Source organism: Dictyobacter vulcani, from assembly GCF_008974265.1.
GTDB lineage: Bacteria > Chloroflexota > Ktedonobacteria > Ktedonobacterales > Ktedonobacteraceae > Dictyobacter > Dictyobacter vulcani.
In genome coordinates, this window is record NZ_BKZW01000001.1 from 1 (window position 1) to 20,438 (window position 20,438).

General features: G+C 47.0%; 20 protein-coding genes, 1 pseudogene and 1 other annotated feature. Of the genes and pseudogenes, 7 read left to right on the forward strand and 14 right to left on the reverse strand.

The window, feature by feature from the left end:
* Positions 1 to 315 precede the first annotated feature (315 nt).
* The 5 genes and pseudogenes from KDW_RS00010 (at position 316) to KDW_RS32495 (ending at position 2,457) form a co-directional block, all read left to right on the forward strand.
* Positions 316 to 791 (forward strand): annotated as a pseudogene (locus tag KDW_RS00010) (ABC transporter substrate-binding protein).
* A gap of 12 nt (positions 792 to 803) precedes the next feature.
* Positions 804 to 1,238 carry an ATP-binding cassette domain-containing protein gene (locus tag KDW_RS34705; protein ID WP_162004823.1) on the forward strand — a complete coding sequence of 145 codons (435 nt, stop codon included), beginning with the start codon at positions 804 to 806 and terminating at the stop codon, positions 1,236 to 1,238.
* Between the two features lies 1 nt (position 1,239).
* Positions 1,240 to 1,671 carry an ATP-binding cassette domain-containing protein gene (locus KDW_RS34710; RefSeq protein ID WP_198925122.1) on the forward strand — a complete coding sequence of 144 codons (432 nt, stop codon included), beginning with the start codon at positions 1,240 to 1,242 and terminating at the stop codon, positions 1,669 to 1,671.
* Entirely contained in the window at positions 1,652 to 2,110 is a 459-nt protein-coding gene (locus tag KDW_RS32490; protein WP_198925123.1) for an ABC transporter permease, read from the forward strand. The genes KDW_RS34710 and KDW_RS32490 overlap by 20 nt, the downstream gene beginning before the upstream one ends.
* 8 nt (positions 2,111 to 2,118) lie before the next feature.
* Complete coding sequence (locus KDW_RS32495; RefSeq protein ID WP_233097745.1) at positions 2,119 to 2,457, forward strand: ABC transporter permease subunit; 339 nt, start codon at positions 2,119 to 2,121, stop codon at positions 2,455 to 2,457.
* A 79-nt stretch (positions 2,458 to 2,536) separates the two neighbouring features.
* On the opposite strand, the gene KDW_RS00025 is transcribed toward KDW_RS32495, so the two are convergent.
* The 14 genes from KDW_RS00025 to KDW_RS00085 all read right to left on the reverse strand — a co-directional run bounded on the left by KDW_RS00025 (position 2,537) and on the right by KDW_RS00085 (position 18,050).
* Entirely contained in the window at positions 2,537 to 3,436 is a 900-nt protein-coding gene (locus KDW_RS00025; protein ID WP_151754071.1) for a LysR substrate-binding domain-containing protein, read from the reverse strand.
* Positions 3,437 to 3,531: 95 nt separating this feature from the next.
* Entirely contained in the window at positions 3,532 to 4,359 is an 828-nt protein-coding gene (locus KDW_RS00030) for a M55 family metallopeptidase (RefSeq protein ID WP_151754072.1), read from the reverse strand.
* A 287-nt stretch (positions 4,360 to 4,646) separates the two neighbouring features.
* Positions 4,647 to 5,906: a class I tRNA ligase family protein gene (locus KDW_RS33485; RefSeq protein WP_269822458.1), complete on the reverse strand. Its 1,260-nt coding sequence runs from the start codon at positions 5,904 to 5,906 to the stop codon at positions 4,647 to 4,649.
* Positions 5,798 to 6,868, reverse strand: coding sequence for a class I tRNA ligase family protein (locus tag KDW_RS33490; protein WP_151754074.1), 1,071 nt, complete (start codon positions 6,866 to 6,868; stop codon positions 5,798 to 5,800). Before KDW_RS33490 ends, KDW_RS33485 begins: the two co-directional genes overlap by 109 nt.
* A gap of 157 nt (positions 6,869 to 7,025) precedes the next feature.
* The gene (locus tag KDW_RS33495) at positions 7,026 to 8,054 is read right to left on the reverse strand and encodes a transposase (RefSeq protein WP_233097560.1); all 1,029 of its coding nucleotides are present in this window, start codon (positions 8,052 to 8,054) and stop codon (positions 7,026 to 7,028) included.
* Positions 8,051 to 9,082, reverse strand: a complete 1,032-nt coding sequence (locus KDW_RS33500) for a hypothetical protein (RefSeq protein ID WP_233097561.1) — start codon at positions 9,080 to 9,082, stop codon at positions 8,051 to 8,053. The genes KDW_RS33495 and KDW_RS33500 overlap by 4 nt, the downstream gene beginning before the upstream one ends.
* A 31-nt stretch (positions 9,083 to 9,113) precedes the next feature.
* Positions 9,114 to 9,395: a class I tRNA ligase family protein gene (locus KDW_RS00050; protein WP_151754075.1), complete on the reverse strand. Its 282-nt coding sequence runs from the start codon at positions 9,393 to 9,395 to the stop codon at positions 9,114 to 9,116.
* 42 nt (positions 9,396 to 9,437) lie between these two features.
* Positions 9,438 to 9,695, reverse strand: a binding site (T-box leader).
* Between the two features lie 160 nt (positions 9,696 to 9,855).
* Complete coding sequence (locus KDW_RS00055; RefSeq protein WP_151754076.1) at positions 9,856 to 10,311, reverse strand: GNAT family N-acetyltransferase; 456 nt, start codon at positions 10,309 to 10,311, stop codon at positions 9,856 to 9,858.
* A gap of 20 nt (positions 10,312 to 10,331) precedes the next feature.
* Positions 10,332 to 11,522 carry a glycosyltransferase family 4 protein gene (locus KDW_RS00060; RefSeq protein WP_162004825.1) on the reverse strand — a complete coding sequence of 397 codons (1,191 nt, stop codon included), beginning with the start codon at positions 11,520 to 11,522 and terminating at the stop codon, positions 10,332 to 10,334.
* 106 nt (positions 11,523 to 11,628) lie between these two features.
* A complete protein-coding gene (locus KDW_RS00065; RefSeq protein WP_151754078.1) occupies positions 11,629 to 12,525 on the reverse strand; it encodes a lipopolysaccharide biosynthesis protein in 897 nt (298 codons plus the stop codon).
* The gene (locus KDW_RS00070; protein ID WP_151754079.1) at positions 12,522 to 13,325 is read right to left on the reverse strand and encodes a lipopolysaccharide biosynthesis protein; all 804 of its coding nucleotides are present in this window, start codon (positions 13,323 to 13,325) and stop codon (positions 12,522 to 12,524) included. The genes KDW_RS00065 and KDW_RS00070 overlap by 4 nt, the downstream gene beginning before the upstream one ends.
* A gap of 15 nt (positions 13,326 to 13,340) precedes the next feature.
* On the reverse strand, positions 13,341 to 14,684 hold the full coding sequence (locus KDW_RS00075) for an O-antigen ligase family protein (protein ID WP_162004826.1): 1,344 nt from the start codon (positions 14,682 to 14,684) through the stop codon (positions 13,341 to 13,343).
* A 160-nt stretch (positions 14,685 to 14,844) separates the two neighbouring features.
* On the reverse strand, positions 14,845 to 16,560 hold the full coding sequence (locus KDW_RS00080) for a tyrosine-protein kinase domain-containing protein (protein ID WP_151754081.1): 1,716 nt from the start codon (positions 16,558 to 16,560) through the stop codon (positions 14,845 to 14,847).
* Between the two features lie 35 nt (positions 16,561 to 16,595).
* On the reverse strand, positions 16,596 to 18,050 hold the full coding sequence (locus tag KDW_RS00085) for an exopolysaccharide biosynthesis polyprenyl glycosylphosphotransferase (RefSeq protein WP_162004827.1): 1,455 nt from the start codon (positions 18,048 to 18,050) through the stop codon (positions 16,596 to 16,598).
* Between the two features lie 200 nt (positions 18,051 to 18,250).
* On the opposite strand from KDW_RS00085, the gene KDW_RS00090 reads away from it, so the two are divergent.
* Positions 18,251 to 18,583, forward strand: a complete 333-nt coding sequence (locus KDW_RS00090) for a DUF2171 domain-containing protein (protein WP_151754083.1) — start codon at positions 18,251 to 18,253, stop codon at positions 18,581 to 18,583.
* Positions 18,584 to 19,044: 461 nt separating this feature from the next.
* A complete protein-coding gene (locus KDW_RS00095) occupies positions 19,045 to 20,166 on the forward strand; it encodes a sigma-70 family RNA polymerase sigma factor (protein WP_151754084.1) in 1,122 nt (373 codons plus the stop codon).
* Positions 20,167 to 20,438: the final 272 nt, after the last annotated feature.

Consider the following 20,438-nt stretch of genomic DNA (forward strand, 5'->3'; position numbering starts at 1 on the left):
GGTGATATCGATATTGGCTATGTAGACCAAATCTGCCATCAACACATATGTCAAAATTCATGGGATGCCTACGTATCATTGCTGGTGGCCTCTAGCGGTGGTGCCTCTTTTATAAGTGAACCGGGACCAATATTAAAGACTGCAGCGATCTGAAAGGCAAAAAACTGGCCACACGCGCAAAAAGGTAGGGACACAGAATATTGCTTTGCGCCACTATCTCCAGGCAAACAATCTAAAAACCAGCGAACAGGGTGGTGACGTGCAAATTTTGCCAACAGATAATGCAATATCTTAAATGAGTTCAAACAAGGGCAGATTGATGGAGCCTGGGTACCCGAACCCTGGGCATCTCGCCTGGTTAACGAAGCTCAGGGACAATATTCCTGGATGAACGCACGATCTGGCCCGACAACAAATTTATCACTACTGTCGTAGTAGCACGTAAAGATTTTCTGGATCAGCATCCAGATGTAGTGCAGAAATTCCTTCAAGCTCATGTTGAAACAGTGCAATATATCAATCAAAATCTGCCAGATGCAGAGAAAGTCGCCAACACACAATTAAAGAAGCTCACTGGCAAGGCACTTTCCAGCAAGGCTATTGACGGTTCATTCAAACGGCTCGACATTACCTATGATCCATTGGCTACAACGCTATTCAAATCAGCAGACAATGCCTATGCGCTTGGTTTTCTGGGTCATAGCAAACCAGATCTTTCCAACATCTTCTCGCTAGATATCTTGAATAATGTACTCAGCAGTAAGGGGCTACAAAAAGTTGCAGCCTCTTAAGGGGGAACCGAAATGATCCAATCAATAGGGAATAAGAGCCGTTCTATTGAAGTAGCGGGTGGGGACAATATATCCCCATCCGCTGGCGGTAACTCCTTGCGGATAGAAGGGATCAGCAAAACATTCGTGGGTGGCGAACGTGTCGTAGAAGCGTTGCGCCCTGTCGATCTTTCCATATCGGCAGGCGAATTTGTGTGCTTTTTAGGACCAAGCGGTTGTGGAAAATCAACGCTATTAAACATTATTGCTGGACTTGAAGCAGCCTCTAGCGGCAACATTATCGTCAATGATAAACCTGTTCGAGGAACAGGGACCGATCGCGTTTTACTTTTTCAGGAAGCAGCGCTCTTCCCATGGCTGAATATACAGAAAAATGTTGAGTTTTGGGCTACGGCAAGCTCATGTACCTGGCAAAAAACGAGCCGAGATAGCTCGACACTACCTTGATATGGTGAATCTCAGCGGTTTTGAAAACAGTTACCCACATCAACTTTCGGGAGGAATGCGCCAGCGTGCTGCAATTGCCCGCGCACTTGCTATTGATCCTGATATCCTGTTAATGGATGAGCCCTTTGGCGCTCTGGACGCCTTCACACGAGACAAACTTCAGGCGCAGGTCGAAACGATCTGGTCTGCAACCCACAAAACTATCCTTTTCGTCACCCACAACGTCAGGGAAGCGGTCGCGCTAGGAGATCGTGTTATAGTCTTTGCCCCTCGTCCTGGACGCATTATCCGTGACTTTCACATTGATCTACCACGTCCACGCAGCCTGGAAGATCATCACCTTGTGGATAAATCCGCCGAAATTTTGCAAACTCTGCGTAGTGAAATGGAACAGCAAGAACAGGAGAGAGAGATTGGCAACACCGTCCATTAGTATACCAAAAAAACACGTCAGCACCCGCTGGATAGGGAAACTCATACGCCAACTGCTCTTTTATGTTCTCTTGCTTGTCATCTGGCAGCTTTTAGCCAGCGCCCATATCTGGAAAGACTATCTTTTCGCCGGACCACTGACCGTTCTGGAAAGCACGAAAGCACTGTATCAAGATGGCTCATTAGTAACCGCCATCCTTGTCAGTGTGCGTCGGCTGGCGCTTGGTTATGGTATCTCACTTATTCTTGGCCTGATTCTGGGCCTGGCAATTGGCAGCAACCACTATATTGAAGAAACACTGGGATCTCTTGTCGTTGCTTTACAAGCTTTGCCTAGTGTTTGTTGGATTCCGCTGGCTATGCTATGGTTTGGCTTGAGTGAGCAGGCTATGCTTTTTGTTGTAGTTATGGCGCGCTCTTCTCAATTACCCTGGGTGTAGACGCAGGCATCAAAAACACGCCACCAGTCTATATTAAAGCGGCCCGCAACATGGGCTCACGTGGTCTCGCCCTTTCAACCCAGGTTATCTTACCTGCCGCATTACCATCCATCCTTACTGGACTCAAACAGGGCTGGACCTTCGCCTGGCGCTCACTGATGGCTGCAGAATTGCTCTATAATACCATCAGCCTTGGATCTTTACTTGAGGGAGGCCGGGACTTCGGTGATATCGGACAAATCTTTGCCATCATGATTGTTATCATCATCATCGGTATTGCTATTGATGGCCTCATTTTTCAGCCATTAGAAAGAATGGTTCGTAGACGTTGGGGCTTCGCAGTTTAACATTACTGTCTTTTTTCCAAATTTCTAAACAACAGGCTCACCTCCTGGCTATATAAATCGAATAGGAAGTGGGCCTGCATTATACTGGATTTTCTGCTAAAGGAAAAAGAAACGAGAAGAAGGCCTGAGCCGCACGGGATAATTGCTTGTCAGAACGTTGAATAAAACTTAATTGAGGGCGAAGACTCATATCTGCAAGGGGAATTTGTACTAAATCACCACTGGCAAGTTCTCGCTGGACCGTCAAAAATGATACCACAGCTGCTCCGACTCCACTGATTACCATCTGCTTGATAGCTTCATTGTCAGTCAACGTGAGCAATGGCTTGAGAACGACACCACGACAGGCCAGGTCACGCTCCAGTACATCCCGTACCCCACTTCCTGTCTCACGTACAATCAGCGTCTCCTCTCCAAGCTGCTCGGGATGTATTGCTTCGGCTCCACACCATGCATGAGTGGGGGAGGCAATCAAAATCAGGGCATCACGCGTGAAAAAACGTACATCTAATCCTGCTGGTAATTGGGACGCTTCGCCTTCAACAATACCAAAATCTAGCGACCAGTCCAGGATATGTTCGATAATATCTTGCGAGTTCCAAATAGAAATATTAAGGCCAACCTGTGGATACAGTCCGCGAAAACGTGCGACAATTGAAGGTAACAAATACACACCAGCCGTTGTGTTAGCTGCCAGTTTTACCTCACCACGATGGACATCACGTAAAGCCGCCAGAGCATCATCCATCTCACGCTCAAGTGAAAACATCTGGCGCGCATAGGTCTGTAATACGCGACCTGCATGGGTCAATACGATACGCCGTCCCTGTCGCTCTACTAAATCCAGCTGTACCTCTTGCTCCAGGCTTTGCATAATCTTTGTCACGGCGGGTTGGGTCAGGTGAAGCTCTTCTGATGCTCTTGTAATATGCTCAAGCTCAGCAACCTTCAGGAAAACGCGCAGGTTCTGCAGATTCATACAGCTTATTTGCCTCACTCACAACGGCATATGTTGCCATCTTTATCGTTGTTAATCTCTGCATAATAACAGAAAATAACTGCTTTCGATAGAAGCTAGCGATCAACAAGAGAACGGGTAAGGTTAACAAGAATAATAAATGTACGATAGAGGTCGAGTAAATTGTTGCCAGAAACTTTAACCGTTCGTGGCGCGCTACGTTCAACACCACGGATCCAGGTTGCCATCTCAGCCATATCGGCTACAAGAAAGGTAACTTCAAGTTCTACTGGCAGGCTGAAATCAGGGAGCTGCATGTTAGCGATTTGCTCAACTGCACGTCTGGACCCCGCTTGTAACATTTCACAGGCGACCTCAGGATGCAGATGAGAAGCAGCAAAACGACCTAGAGATTGCTTGACAATAATCTTTTCAGCCTGTGGTGCAATAGTCATCGCTTCACGTGCAGTGGCTTCATCACCGCTAATAAAAATAATAGGAACTTGATAATGGGCGGCGACCAGAGCATTAATACCAGATTCACCAACTATCTCACCATTAATGCGTACTTCCCAGATCGCTCCAGGATTATATGTATGAGAAAGAATAGCATGCTCGGCACCAATTGAGCCGTGATAACTAACAAAGCAGATACCATCAAAGCTAGCATCCAATCCTTCCATCATATAATAGGGTTTGTGTTTGCCAGTGATCAAAGTTGCCCGTCCTGATAAATCCTGTGGATGCAAGTTACGCATCGCGTGATGAGCATCATTGACAACAAAGTCTGTTACACCAGCCTCTAAGGCACCGGCAATGACAGCATTAACTTCATTGGTCAGTAAACGCCTGCCCTGTTCATACTCTGCATTGCCTTCAATAATCTGTTCCCAGGCCACAATTCCACTCGTGCCTTCAAAATCCGTCGAAAGAAAGAGCTTCATAGTAATATTTACCCCTTTTATTCATTGCCACAATGTCATGTACTATTATAACAAATCATGACTCTTGCGATGAAGGAAATCTACAGAAATTCCATGCTTCAGAAACTGTAAGCACAACAAACTGATTCTACTTTTGAATGACACATAATTTTCCCAAATTGCAGAATACTTTTACGGACAGAGTTCTATCTCATAGTTACAAGATGACTATTCTTCTGAGAGAAGTATTCTACCAACTTCGACATTTTTTCAGGAAGGAGGCAATGCTTATTCCCTGAGTATGTGAATCAAGCCTTTGCGAGTACTATTTCTATCTGCAATGGCTCCAACGATGCGGCACTCTCATCTGGCTGAACCTCTAAATCCAGGATCTGAGCCCGAGTGGCACTTTGTATGTCGCACTGTGCGGCCTGGAGCATGGATATTGTTGCTGTCGCTGTAGTCAACTTAATACATTCCAATGTAGCGCCAACTGAAAGTCCCTGTTCAGCTTTGTAACGTCGAACCTGACGTACAATCTCGAGAAGCAACTTACCTGTATTTTCACCCTGCTCATCTAGCCAGCCACTCCTGGCAACTGGCCAGTTTGAAGTGTGGATTGAGACTGCTCCATCCCACTGCTGAAAGAGTCCTAGATAGATCTCTTCTGTAACGAATGGTATATAAGGAGCAAAAATCTTTAAAACAGTTAATAGTGCGTGATAAAGCGTCCACTGAGCAGCAGCACGATCTGCCCCACCTTCTTTATAAAGCCTGGATTTCGCTAACTCCAGATAGTTATCACAAAGGTCCGTCCAGAAGAAGCGTTCAACTTCAGCACGAGCCGTCGCATAATCACTCTGTTCAAGTTGTCTGGTAGCGAATGTGATCGTTTGAGACAGACGCGAAAGAAGCCAGCGATCAGTCGGTAAAAGGTCGTCAGGCTGACAGTTTAAAGACGCAATATCCAATCCTTGCAAACGACTCTCGGCAAAACGGCAGGCATTCCATAATTTGGTAATCAGACGCCGTCCGACTGCAATTGCTTCCAGGTTGAAAACCGTGTCATTTCCTGGCTTGATCGAGGTAGCCCAATAACGTAATGCGTCAGCTGATTCCTGCTCCATCAATGCCAGCGGCCCTCCTGTACTATTACTCTTGGACTTTGAAAGTTTATTACGTTCAGTTGAGAGGGCATGACCGGAAACCATTAACTCTTTCCAGGGGATCGTATCACAGTGATAGAGAGCCTTAACAATTGTATAGAATGCCCAGGTTCGAATGATATCATGTGCCTGAGGCCGTAAACTGGCAGGAAAATGCTGCTGAAACCAATCAGGGTCATTTATCCAACGCCCAATGATCAAAGGCGAACATGATGATGTAGCCCAGGTATCCATAACATCTTGCTCAGGATCAAAATCGGTCGAGCCACAGGAACAGGGACGATTGGGACCGGTCAAACGCGGATCAACCGGCAATTCCTCTCGTGTAGCCAGCAATAATGTGCCACATGCGCGGCATGTCCAGGCGGGAAACGGAACACCAAGTAAGCGCTGACGTGAGATACACCAATCCACTGCAAATTTTCAACCCAATGCTCATAACGACTTCGCATATATTCTGGCTTCCAGCGAATCTGGCGACCAGCTTCGATAAAACGGCCTTTCTGGTCCAGAACCCGAATAAACCACTGCCGTGTCTGCAAGTATTCAACTGGTGTTCCACAGCGTTCATGGAGACCGACGGTATGCTCAATTGTCTCTTGCTGTAAAATCAAAGCTTGCTCGTCCAGTGATTGCAGAATTTGTTTACGGGCCGCCATGATTGTCAGACCTGCCAGGGGACCCGTCAGCGTTGTCATGTATCCATCACGACCAATAGCTGCTCGCAATGGCAAGTGATGAGTGCGCCACCAACGAACATCGGTTGAATCACCAAAGGTACAGCACATAACGGCGCCACTTCCCTTAAGAGGATCAACCAGTTCATCAGCGAGGATTGGAACCTGAATAGTTGCCTGCGCGGAAAAAGCTCGACTATCAATAGCAGCCTCCTGCCCAGTCAAATGTGTATAGCGTTTATCATCGGGATGAACAAAGATGGCAACACAGGCTGGTAACAATTCAGGACGCGTTGTCGCGATAGGTAACGATTTACCGTCAGGCAAACGAAAGGTAAAAGTAGTAAACAATGTTGGCAGTGCTTTATCCTCAAGTTCAGCCTGCGCAATAGCTGTCTGGCAATCCGGACACCATAGCGTAGGAGCAACTTGCGCATAGGCCCGTCCAGACCGATACAACTGAATAAATGACCACTGCGAGGTCTGCTGTGCTTCAGGGGATAGCGTCGAATAGCGATAATTCCAATCAACACTCAAACTTAAACGGCGCCAGATCGACTCGAAACGATCCTCTGCCTCCTGGGTAAGCTTGAAGCATTGGGCCAAAAAATCAGCTCGGTCCATTTCGGTCGCTTTACGTTTAATCGTTTTCTCGACAAAACGCTCGGTTGGTAAACCATTACCCACGGGATGCGCAACGAGGTAAACTCAGGCAATGGAATCAATTGAAAACCTCAACAGGAAAAGGAAAGGAAGCAAAAGCCTTGCATCGATAGACTTCGATGAAGAGGTGATGCCCAGCCAGCAGCGCATCGGAAGGGTTGCCAAAGACAGGAAAAAAGGCTTACGCGACGGCTTGAGCAGGAGGGCCAAACGTTTCGAAGAAGCGGACGGGCAGGCCATGTAAAAGAACAGAGAGCCTGGGAGCATCAGCGGAACGGGCATTGCGAGCGAGGCGCTGGGACCAGGAGAGCCGATAATGAGCACGCTGCTCGCGAGTCAGCAGCGTCTCGTCTGGCTTCAGAGGATGTGCTGGCTGTGAGGACTGAGGGCAAGCTTCCCAGGAAAAGGTGGCTGTTTCTCGCCGTAGGAGCTGGGTCCAGTGACGGCGCACAGAGCGACGAGGCCAATCGCGCCAGAGCAAGGGAGCCGACGGAGACACGACGGGAACATGCGGCAAGGATGGCACCGCAGGAGCAGAGAGCGGATCAGGAGGCAGAGGCCAGAAGACGGCACTGACGCGGCGTGGTTTTTTGGTGGAAGGATGTTCTTGACACTGCTCGCGCAAGGGGCAAGCCCGACAGAAGCCAATGCGGCCCGCATACAAGACACGCAGAGAGCCATCATGTTCGGGTCGACGCTCTTGCGCGTACAGCGGATGATCAGCGGGACAGCGCAAGGTACCGTCGGGTTGCAGCGTAAACACTGAGCCAGGAAAACCGCCGGTAAACGAGCGTTTGGCCCACTGCGCAGGACCATAGATTACCGGAGCGGCTGACCCACTGGGAACGGCTGGCTCACTGAGAGCGACTGGCAAAACTGCGTGAGCCGGAGCAAATTCGGTCGTGCGCACTGTTGCGGGAGTCAGATGCAGGCCGAGTTCCATCCGCAGGTTCCAGAGCCACTGAACCAGGATCTGGAAGCATTCCTGTCCCCAGGCCGTGTGAGAGACCCAACGGTCAGCGTCCTGTTCACCATCTTCATCCGCCAGCACGGTTTCAAAAGAACCGCGATGCAGATACACATCCAGGACATCTTTGGCGCTGAAGGCAGGGCAAGGCAGCGTTGAAACAAAGAGCTCGTAGACAGTCTCCGCTCGCTGCTCCCCAACGGAGGGAGGGTCTGAGGTGGCTGGATGGGTCGCCACGATCACGCGTACCAGAGGCCCCGTAGGGGAAAGCGGACGGCTGGACAATCAAACAGGGTCCGGGTCATCTGGCTTTCGGGGTGCGTACAGGTGGCAGCGGGAGCGGCAGCCAACACGGCCTGCATTTCCGCCACATCCAGCAGGTGGTAATCCTTGTGGCGGGCCACCACTGCCAGGCCCGAGGTGAGGACATCGCAGAGAGGAGCAGCATTGCCATACAGGCCGTCGAGGCGGATGACGATCTGCTGGGCAGGTACACCAACCTGCTTTCCATAGTCGAGCAGAACCTGGATCGCTCGCAGCAGTTCGCCCCGGTAATCGCCGTTGCCCGACCCTCCAAAGGTTCCCAGAAACTGATGGGTATGAGCTTGGAGCACCACGGTCCTGGTGCGTACGACTTCCCCGCGCTTGCGGCCCTGATACCCTTTGGCGCACACCTGGTCAAAGCGACGGCGCGCAGCAGGCAGCGACTCGGCCTGGGGCAAGGCGCGTTGGCGAGCGACCTTTCGGGTGCCATCCACATCCGCGACCAGCCAGCTCTGCCCACACCGATCGATGATCCCGCCGGGATCAGGAAACGACGTGCGGGCCTGCACGTCTTGCTGGAAGAGGGTACGCATGTTTTCGACGCTGGCCTGATCCAGCGCCGCCAAAAAGCGAGAGAGCGCGGAGCGCGAGGGCAAACGCTGGCGGCCAAAGAAGGCCATGAACTCGTCGGCAAACGGCACAAGGCGCTCGTAAAAGGCTTGCAAGGTCGGTTCACCGGAAAGCGCGTAGCCGACGAGGACCACGACAAAATCGATGAGATCGTAGGTCCCCATCCGGGCGCGCGCGAAGCGGACTCGTTGGGTGATAGCCGTGAGAATACCCGTCTGGGTGAGGCTCTGAGCAAAAGCTGCCGCTTCTCCCATCCAATTGGGAGTGGAAGGTTGCGACTCTGGAGTCGTCTGGACGGTGGTGGTCGAATGCGTCATACTAGAAAGGTGTCCTCCTTCTGAGAAAAATTTTGAGGTTTCTTCTCTTATAGGAGACACTTTTTTTTAGCGTTTCGCCAGTCTCTGCGGATCAGTTACAAATCTCGTTGCGCATCCCGTGGGCATTATCGTCGAAACCCATAGGATATAAGACGCGTTGGCCACGCATTCGTTGGAAGCGAGCAATGACATCTGTCTGTGTGTAAGAATAGCAATGTCCAAGATGTAGTTCACCCGAAACGGTCGCTGGAGGAGTATCAATTGTATAAACTGGACCTGAACCAGTAGGATCAAAAGCATAGGTCTGAGCATCTGCCCACAGGCGCGTCAGACGGGGTTCAACAGCGCGAAACTGATAGCGGTTGGGCAACATGGTAGTACTCCTTCTTTGTACTAACAAAAAACGTTGCCACATCCCAAGGACGAGGGCAACGCAACTCGTGGTACCACCTTGATTTGATAACTGACTTGCCCAACCTGGCTATGGTCAGATATCCTCATACAGCGCTAACGGGCATCCCCGGAATATCTTCATGCGAGTGTTTCCACACGCAGTTTGGATATTCAACTTCCAAGCCACGTTCAAGAGACGTAATCGAAGGAAGCTCTCACCCGATGGCTTCCACTCTCTGGCGAATCGTTTCTCTTTACTCCGCTCGTTCAGTGTCTTTATAATTTTATGTAGTATTCCTCTTGATAATAACAAGTGGTGATACTCTTTGTCAAGTTTTCTACTGCTGTTTCCAATGCATCTTTTTCAGGAATGAACAGCTTACAAAATTGCTTTAGCTGAAGAAATCATAAATATTCATGAAGTTATGTTATTTATTTATTTATTTAACATAACTTTTACGCATTCCATCTGAAAGTGTCCTGAACCCACACGCCCCATAGAACTCGCGAGCGTTCTCTTCAGCCAGCAGGTCAAGTCGTGCTGTTGGATAGAGAAAATGGCACACGTCTAACAGTGCGCGTCCGATGCCCTTACCACGTAACTGCTGATCTACGGCCAGGTCAGCAATATACGTTGTCATAGCTCCATCTGTCAGGCCACGTACAAAGCCTACAACCATCTCATCTTTCACAGCTACTAACGCAGGCCAGGACTGTTGCCAGGCCAGCAATGCGTCTGTTGAGCGCTGTATCGGTGAGGTCCAACCTTCAACGCTACTCATACGCTGTATTGCGGTAAAATCGGCCTCGTTCCAGCTACGGATCTCAATTCCCACAGGTAATGTTATTTCTCGTAGAGCGGCAGCTATTTTATCTTGTCGCGTTTGATTATCCATACAGCTAGTTTATTGATAATTTACTCTTTTTGCAACCCCTGTATAGATGTGCCAGCATGTCTGACACTAATAGCATGATACAGCTTTACCAGGCGCTGGCTTTCCACTTCCCAGGATAGTCCATCTGTTACAGCACGGAGAGCGTTATGATGCATAGCATGTAAGGCTTCCTGATTACTTAACAACATAGTAATCGCCTGCGCTACACGGAGAGGCGTAAGTTCATTCAGGACGTGGCCTATATGGTAATGCTGAATTAGAGGCACGATGGCATCTAAGTGCGCAGTTAACATCGGTACCCCAGCCATTAAATATTCAAAAAATTTGTTGGGCAAACAATAACGAATACTCAAAGAATAATCAGGAGGCAAGAGTATTAGACCCAGGTCAGCGGCTGAAGTCCAGTCTAATAATTCTGCATAGGGCTTTGCAGGCACAAACTTAACGCGATCGGTCACCTGTTTATCGTGAATAAGTGTTGTTAGCTCAACCATCGTATCTCCATAACTATTGCCCATCAACACAATTACAACATCTGGCGCCAGATGGCTGGCAGCATGGATCAGTAACTCTAAACCGCGATCGGCCTGAATATATCCCTGGTATAGAACGATTTTTATTGTTGGTTCCAGACCAAGATACTGATGCAGGCGTGTATTCTTTGTAACGGCTCTATATGGAGGGATATGCCGTAAAATAAGTACATTATTAAGATGATAAAGATCAGCCAGGATAGGCCCATAAAGTGGTGAGCCAGTGATATACCCATCACAAGACCGCGCAAGCCAACGAATGCATTGAATCGCGAGGCAACGCAGGCGCGGCCAACGCAAAATGTTTGGACCAAACATTGTCAACTCAGGTGTATCTAAAATGAGCCCTTTTCTATACAGGCGAGATACCAGATAGGTGGGTATGAATGAGTGCTCAACGTGTGCGTGATAGATGTCAGCCTGAACATGCAGTAATTGAACGGTACAACGTATCATTAGAACACACGCCTTAAGCAAAAACCAGAATTTAAAGCGTGTAGCAATAAACCAGCCGGGCGCGCAAATATGGCGGAATTGAATACCTCCCACTTCTTCCACCACTGGTTGTTTACAATCGTTTACCACATCAACAATCGTTACATGATATCCTGCCGCGACCAAAGCTATAGCATCATTCATCACTCGGTAATTAGATCGCCCCGGATCAGTCATATGCATACATACCCTGTTCCATTCTGGAATAGACTGTTTATCCGACTGACAATGGAAAAAGGATCGAATATCCATATACGCGCATACCTCACTTCTACAAATTCACACAGATTTAAGTAATAAGGTTATTCAATTTCCTGGCGGGAAACTTACTTAAAAACCATAAGCAAACTGCATAACAGCCTGTTAATCCAATCCCAATGAACCAGCGCGATAACTGATTTACATGGAGAACCAACAATTGATCAACTATAAAGAGCATAAATCCACTTATTAGTCCTACACTACATAAGCCTATTTCAAAAGGAACTGGATAAAGTCGTTGGTTAACAATGTAAGCCAACCAGACTAATAAGCCATAAGCCAGCAAAGTTGAAAATGCAGCGCCCATTACACCAAAATCTGGAATAAGTAGATAATTACAGCCAAAGTTGACTAATGCGGCGAAGGGAAGCAAGATTACATTAAAATGAAGTTTGCCACGTAGTAAAATTCCCAGGTTGAAAATTTCAAAGAAGCCATACAAAAAATTAGCAAGCGCAATTAGTGGAATAATAGCAGAAGCCATTCCATATGCAGGAGGGAATAACCATTCTAACACCTCTTTAGCCAATACCGAAACCATAAAGACTATAAGCAAAGCGATAAGCCCATAAAAACGGAAGACTTTTTGAAAGAGTTCCAGAGCATTAGCCTTTTTAGCAATACTATACAAAGCTGAATGCCAGGACAGTGAAAAGGGTGTAATCACCAGTGGCCCTAGCAAGTTGCCTAGTGTATAAGCTACGGTATAACTAGCAGTCTGAGAAAGAGAGCTAAAGGCAAGCAAAAAATAGCGATCAGAAAGTTGGAGTATCCAGATCGCCAGAAAGCCAGGAATCGTCGAGAGGCCTGTTACGAGTAACTGCATTGCCATATCCCAACGAAAAAAGTGCCGCCAGCTTCGTTGCTTAAAAATAAGCACCGAACACAGCACGACGCCAGCATACCCACCCCCAGCCGAGATCATAGCCCCTGACTTCCCCACTGCCAGCCACCAATGAATAAGATTGTCAGGAAAAGGTTAATAATGAGGTTTAGCATCGAAAGCAGCACAAAAAAAAGCGCTCGGCTTTGCGCTCGTAACCATGTATAAAGCGGGACAGTCAAATTCTGCAGCAATAATATCAATGCATTCAAGCGCAACAAGTTTGAATAAGCAGAGTTATGCAGACACAATTGAGCTATCCAGGGTGCCAGTACCAACAGAGCAAATGTGACCAAAAGAGAGATGCCCACGGTTAACCCGATAAATGTTCCAACCAAACTGTTGCGCGTCTGTTCACCAGCGTTTGTCTGAAGCTGATGATATATGCGCACAAAAGCTGATCCAAGACCAAATTGCGTCAAACCAGCGAGAAGCGCCAGGGTAGCATTAAAGATTGTCAGGATACCATAATCCGTTCCAGAGAGATGATGTGTTAAAAATGGTGTAATAAACAAAGACGCCAGCGGTGACAGGCAAGATGCGATTGCATAGATACCAGAGTTTTTTAATATGGTACGTACAATAAAAAACTGTCCATGTTTATCCGTCACGGGAACTGACATCTGCTTAAGTTGCTCCAGATCAGTAACGGCTGGAATCAACCAGGTAAGTTGTTGATCAATAGCAAAATTCTCAACTCTGTAGTTATGAGAACCATAAGAAGTATTTAACAGAGTTGGATCCTTGATAAGTCCTGGGCGAGCCATCAAATGAGTGCGTGCTTCCCGGCTTTCAACCATATTCTGCTGCTTATTATTGCCCGATTTTGGATTTGTTGACATTCCCCCACCCCCCTATCAGTTCTCAGATCTCCAACGTGCTGTACATAACGCTGGCGAAGCAATGCTACCAAGAATAGGCCATATAATCATTGACAGTGCAAAATGGGTCCAACCATTAATACTGATACTGTTAATGCTTAGCGTGATTGTAGCAGCAATACCAGCTCCAATTAACGGTCGAAGCTGAATATCCGACTGCCTCCAATTCTGCCAGGATTGATAGAGTGCGGTTCCAATCAGAGCAAGAAAGGTACAAAGCACGGGTATGCCTGCCATCGCAGCCCATTCCAGATATGAATTATGTGGATGCGAAAGTAGTACAAATTGTTCAGGCACGCGGTATATATTTGAATGAATAAGATATGCCTGATGGCCTAACCCTACACCAAACCAGGGATACGCCTGCACTACAGCTAAGGCTGTCTGCCACGCGGCTATACGTAAGGAAAGCTCGTTATTACCACTGGCATGCTGCATTTGTAGGGCTATCTGCGCAGGAAAAATGAAAATGATGAGAGCAGCCAGACCACAACCAATGAGCAAAAAAGTTATTCGATAGGTGGTCGAACCGATAAAGACCAGAAACACTGTCAAACCTATTAAAAAAGCCACCCATGCCCCTGTACTATACGTATACAACAGAGCTAATAAAATAAGCACGAGTGCGAACAAATACAGCAATTTTTGCCAGACATGAGACCCAGAGACAAACAATCCTAGTGGAAGAAAAAAGACCAGCGCAAAAAATGCCCCGTTCCAGTTTGGATCAATAAAAAATGAACCAACGCGATGGGTATCAGTACTCGCTATTTGATAATAGTCAACATCCGACCGCAATAAAAAAGTATCCACACGAGATGAAGCGAATAAAATGGTGCCTGTCACACTTTGAAAAAGCGTGTGCGCGGCCAGCAGGACTGCGAGGAGAGTCACTAATTGAAAGAACAGCTGCAACTTATCTTTATTCTGCGTTACAAGCATCCCTAACCAGTACATTAATAAAGCGCCAAGAATATCACTGGGATAGAAAGAGGCAGCGTCATAAACCATAAGCATGCCTCCACGTAGAGATGGATAAATTGTTAGCAACAAAAAGAGAAACCAGAGCCAGAGCCATCGTGGCTGAATCCAGGGATGAGACCCAGAACGCAGTACATAGAACAAGGGCACAAGCAGTAAGGCAAGCAAGGGCACAAGTATATGAAAACCTTGATACCAATCCAGATACAGATGAAGGGAGATGAGCACTACTAATAGAAGAGCATCCAGACGCAACACAACTAACATAATCAACAGCCCCAGACCAATGGCTATCACAAAAGCTATCAATCCAAATCCCGCTAAAACACCTCCAAACAATAATACTCCAGGTATTACACAACACATTGGTAGGACTAGTGTCCCACAGTATAAGGAGAATTTATTTAAATACTGTCGGCGCTCAATACCCATTATGCCCCCACTTTTACCTCGCTTCAACATAGACAACACCACATGATAAACAGGCATACTAGCAAGACTACTTGTACTTTTGACCAACCGCTGATCCACTAGCAGTCTCAGGATTAAACGCCATCGTTTGCGGTTGAATGAACAGAGACGGCTTCGCGTCATTTTTCTCAATCTGCGACCGCCAACGATAATTACGATAGAGAGAATGTGCTGATCGATGAGTTGGTGGAGGCTGTTGATTCAGGACGCATCCTACCAGGTGCGCGCCCGCTTGTACCAGTAGGGACTGAGCCTGACGTAGATCCGGCTTATGGATACAAGATAGGTCAGCAACCACAATAGTTCCATCTACTTTAGCCGACAACATCATCGCTTCCGAAAGGCCAAGCAGTGGTGAAGTATCAAAGATAATAGTTTCAACCCCATAGGTATCCAGAGCTTGAAAGAAGCGCTGCATGGCCTGAGAATCAAACAGTTCAGATGGATTTGGTGGTAGCGGTCCTGAAGGCATCACGCTCAAATTTGGTATATCAACCTGATGAATAAAAGGAGCGATTGAGATCGATCGAGGATTGATAACCCCTGTGGTACGCGGGAATGGGGTTGGAAAACGTGGCATTCCACAGGCAAGAATAGCATTGCTCAAGCCTGGTTTACCAGCCGCTATGCTAAATTTTTCGTGTAATGTCGGACAGAGCAAATCGGCATCGATCAACAGTGTACGTTTGCCTGCCAATGCCATGTAAATAGCCAGATTGGCCGCCACAGTACTTTTCCCTTCTCGTGAAAGTGCGCTGGTTACCATTAAAGAACGTAATGGCTTATCAACTCCGGCAAAGCCGATATTTGAACGTAGGATACGATAAGCCTCCACGTTGGTATCCATACCTTGAGGATGAATAATCCGTTCCCCTGTCGGAACACGTGAGATCAGTGCCAGTATAGGCCAATCCACCAGTTGTTGCAGCATTTCGCTGGTGTAAATACGTTGATCTATTTGATCCCAAATGAGAACAAAGATCAAACCCAGCACAAGTCCTGCGACCAGCCCTCCCCCAACATTCAACCAGAACTTTGGTTGTACAGGTTCAGGATTGACTTGTGCTGGCTGCACTATCAATAAAAAATTACTGCGCTGTGCCTGGGAGAGTTCTAGCTGGGCAAGGGCCAACTGCCACTGATTATAATGCTGTTGGAGTGGGGTAATCTGCTCAGTTGGACTGCTATCAGTTGCTCCTTTTGCGCTGGTATCCGGTGAGGGAGAAGGTGTAGGAAGAATTTTGAGCGCATCTATTTGATGCTGCGTTGTCGTAATTTCTTGTTGAAGTGGCTTTTGAGCTTCCTTATCTTCTTGCTGCCGCGAGCGCTCCTGGTGCTGAATAAAGGTCTGTGCCACTTCATTCGCTAAGGTTGCAGCCCGTTGGGCGTCGGTATCCTGGACGTCAATTTCAAAGAGTTGTGTATTAAGCTTTACACTCGACGAAACCATGTTAGCAAGTTGGACCGATGTCAGTCCCGGATGATGGATTGCCACTTCTTTTACAATTGGATCGCTGGTTGCTAATTGTGCTTCAGTTTGTACCAGTTGATTGCTAGCCAGTAAATCGTTAATATCACTCTGGTTGCCACTAGAATGGATTGCGACTTGTATCAATACAGCAGAACGATAGACAGGAGTAATAAACAGGCTTACCAATGTGGCACCGATACCAACCAGCACACAACACGCCAGAATCAGATACCAGCGCTGTACTACAATTGACCAATATTGTCCAAATGTCATTATATCCCTCCATGGGTAAACAGCTTTTGAACCGCCTACCGCCCGGTACACCACACCAACTTCATAACAGTTTGAAGCAAAATTGAAACATCCAATAGAAACGATCGATGTTTGATATAGTAGAGATCATAACGCAGCTTTGTGGCAGCATCCTCATACGAACTTGCGTAAGGAAATTTCACTTGAGCCCATCCTGTCAAACCTGGTTTCACGCTGAGCCGATAATGAAATGATGGGATTGCTTTCTCTAACTGGGAAACAAAAGGCTCACGCTCAGGACGAGGCCCAATCAAACTCATATCACCACGCAGGATATTTAACACCTGGGGTAATTCATCTAGATGAGTGGAGCGCAGAATACGCCCCACACGCGTCACACGCGCATCTACAGAGCTAGCCCATGTGGCACCATAAGGCTCGGCATTCATACGCATGGAACGAAATTTAAGCAGACGAAAAGGTCGACCACCATATCCCACCCGTTCCTGCCAGTAGAAAATGGGGCCAGGTGAGTCAAGGAAGATACATAATGCCAGCCATGGGAGCAATGCTAATAATACACAGGTTCCTAGCACACCAAAACAAGCATTCAGCAAATAGTGCCAGCAGCGATAAGCCAGGGGTTGGGATTGTAAATCAGAACAACTCATTAGAGTAGGCTCATTAGTAACAGATACAAGACACTTTCCAGTTGTATGCTCATATAAATCAGCGAGAGTAAAAACCTGTACTCCCCGCGTCAATGCGTCTTGCACTAAATGATACAGTGTAGAGTCCATAAAGATATCTGTGTTCACAATTAATATATCAACCAGACTTGACTGCATCAGTAAATGAAGTGCTGCACTCCCCCCAAGAACAGGACAAGTCGAGGAGTATCGATCACAGCATATAGATTCGCTAATATACCCCAGCATGACAGGCGCAGGCTTTCCGGATTGGCACAGCTCATACATTATTTCATCCGACCGCTCCCCTGTACCAATTACTATCCCCAGGGGTTGAAAAAGGAAAAATTTCTGCATAGCAGCATAGCATGCACGCCATAACCCAAAGAGAAAGAAAGCGAATAACAGAAAAGGAAACCCTATTTGTAAAGCAGACCTGGCAGCCCCATGAAAAAAAACGAATAAGAAGGCAAACAAGAATCCAATCATCATCAGCAGTGAGCAACATCCCACAAAGACACCTTGCCGATAACGCAAGATATACAGATGTGAGTGGGATTGCACGAGACGAATGCCTACTATCCAGGATAGACACGCTATAAACTCCCATTGAAGATATGCAATCCATCCTCCAGCGAATACTTCATGAGCGCTGTATAACATATCTTTTCCTCTTATCAAGATACCCAGATAATAAGAAAAGGCCAGAAGCACTACAAAGGTATCGCCCGCAGATAAAAGATATCGCCAATGTTTAGCAGTCCACAGACGTTTAGGTGGAATAAACTCATCTTCCCAACGTGTAAATTTAGAAGCAACCATCCTCAACCTCCCAACGCAACAATGTTTTATGTATCCACTTCTTACAATACCTTTAAGCATACCCAAAACGGAAAAAAAATTTTTGTGAGGTTTTTGGGAGGTTGTTGGTACTTTGCGCTCTTTATGGATAAGCTATGAAACTTTCTAGCAAAAAAAGACGTGCCAGCGAGTAGAGATCTGCTAGAGTCTAGAAAGGTATAATGATGCCAGCTTTTACACAGCAAAATATCCATAAGCATATGACTGTCTATTCTTCAGATAATAGTAAACTGGGCCATGTAGGCGATGTTTACGAAGATTCATTTTTAGTGCACAAAGGATTTATCTTTACAAAAGATAGTTACATCCCTTATAGTGCCATCGAACAAGTGGATAAAGATACAGTTCGCCTTACCTTCTCGGCGGATGAAGCAGCCGCTAAAGAATGGCATAAACGACCAGACTATGAGGACCATCTTGGAGATCCCACGCAATTATTTTATGATCGTGGGCATGGGGTACATGATCCGTTTGACGAAACAAATCCAGAATAAATCTCGCATTTGACCTGCTGAGATCACCATGTAAGTGACGCTTGATGCCCAAAGAAAAAACGGAAAAGGTTGATTTTTATCAACCTAATCAAGCGTCACATCAATTATCCTCTACAGACACTCAGAATAAAAAAACAGTGCCCAAAATATATAGCTGGAAATAAAGTTATAGTTACTAGACTTACTGTAAGAGAACCCGTTCATTCAGCCAAAAAGGTAGTCTGCCAAACAGAATATACAGTCAGCACCTTAGACTATTTAAGGTGATTACCTGATGTGACTTTATCATCAAATTCACTACAATATGGCTAAAGATAATAACAAAAAATGGACACGTACGCGCAAAACACAAAACATGCTTTAGTATACGTGTACAGCGCTGCCTGTGAGTGCTAACCACGAGGCCATACGGAGTCCGACGCTGATTATGTCGGTGAGTTTCCCGAAGGGAGCGTGGAATTATGGCGATTGTCAATCCTGTCAGAGAAGACCAGAGGACCATGCGAACGACACAAACAACACTAGACCGATTCACCCAAACACTTCCATCCAAACGCAAAGTTGAGATAGATGATGCACTACCAGCTGTATCAAATAAGCGTGTAGCTAAACCTCTCAATGAAATCGATTTGCCTTTATTGGATGAAGAAGAAAGTGCAAATACGCTACTCGAAGATGATGATACTGAGAGCGTTGAATCAATCGGGGGAAGCACACCTCGTCGTGAGGGTGGCATTACCAGCACAAAAAGCTCATCTTTTTCTGAAGATGCTTTTCAGAGCTACTTGCGAGACATTCGTCGCCATGGTCTGATCACACATGAAGAAGAAATTGACCTTGCGCGCCGCGCTGCCGCCGGCGATACACTTGCCCGTAGTACACTCATTGAATCTAACTTGCGTTTAGTTATTGCTATCGCCAGACGCTATACCAGTACGGGTGTACCTTTAATTGATCTAATTCAAGAAGGTAACATGGGTTTGATGCGCGCCGCAGAAAAATTTGATTACCAGCGTGGTTGTCACTTTGGTACTTATGCCACCTGGTGGATTCGGCAGGCCGTTAGCCGGGCCGCAGGTGAACAATCACGTATGATCCATCTTCCTGAACATGTTTCAACACGACTTCGCAAAGTACGTCGTGTTGCAGCACAACTCTCCCAGGAAAACGGTCTGGACCCACTTCCAGAAGAGATTGCTGCCGCTTGCAATATCACAGTCAATGAAGTAGTGGATCTGCTTGGGGTCGTGGAGCAACCAGTTTCGCTAGATGCCCCGGTTGATGATGAGGCTCGCTATTCACTGGCTGACACGCTAGAGGATAGTAATACGCCTGCTCCGGCTGATACTGCTTCGCAGCATCTCCTGGGCGAAGAATTACATCGAGCACTGGCATTCCTCACACCACGCGAACGTGCCGTCATCACTTTACGCTATGGTATTGGAGATGGGCGTAGCCGCACTTTACTTGAGGTAGGCAAAGAACTTGGTATCTCACGCGAACGTGTACGCCAGCTTGAAGTGGTCGCACTTATGAAGCTGCGCGGCATGAGCGCCAGCATATCTCTTCGTGAATGTGTCTGATATCAGTAACCAATGGGGGCCTGAAGCAGGCTCCCCCTTTTTTATGCATGTAAACTTTCCTCGCAGCGCTCCCAGAGCTACAGTACTAGATTGCTCGACGCTCCTCGCTTCGGTATGATATACTAGCCCGCGATTACAAGAAGCATCAGGCTCTCTTGAACATCCTTATATGTACCTGCCCACACACTTATTGGGGGAAATATGGATACCAGGCTCGATCTCACAACTGGAGATGATTTACCTCAGGACGCCAAAACCAAACCAGCATCAAC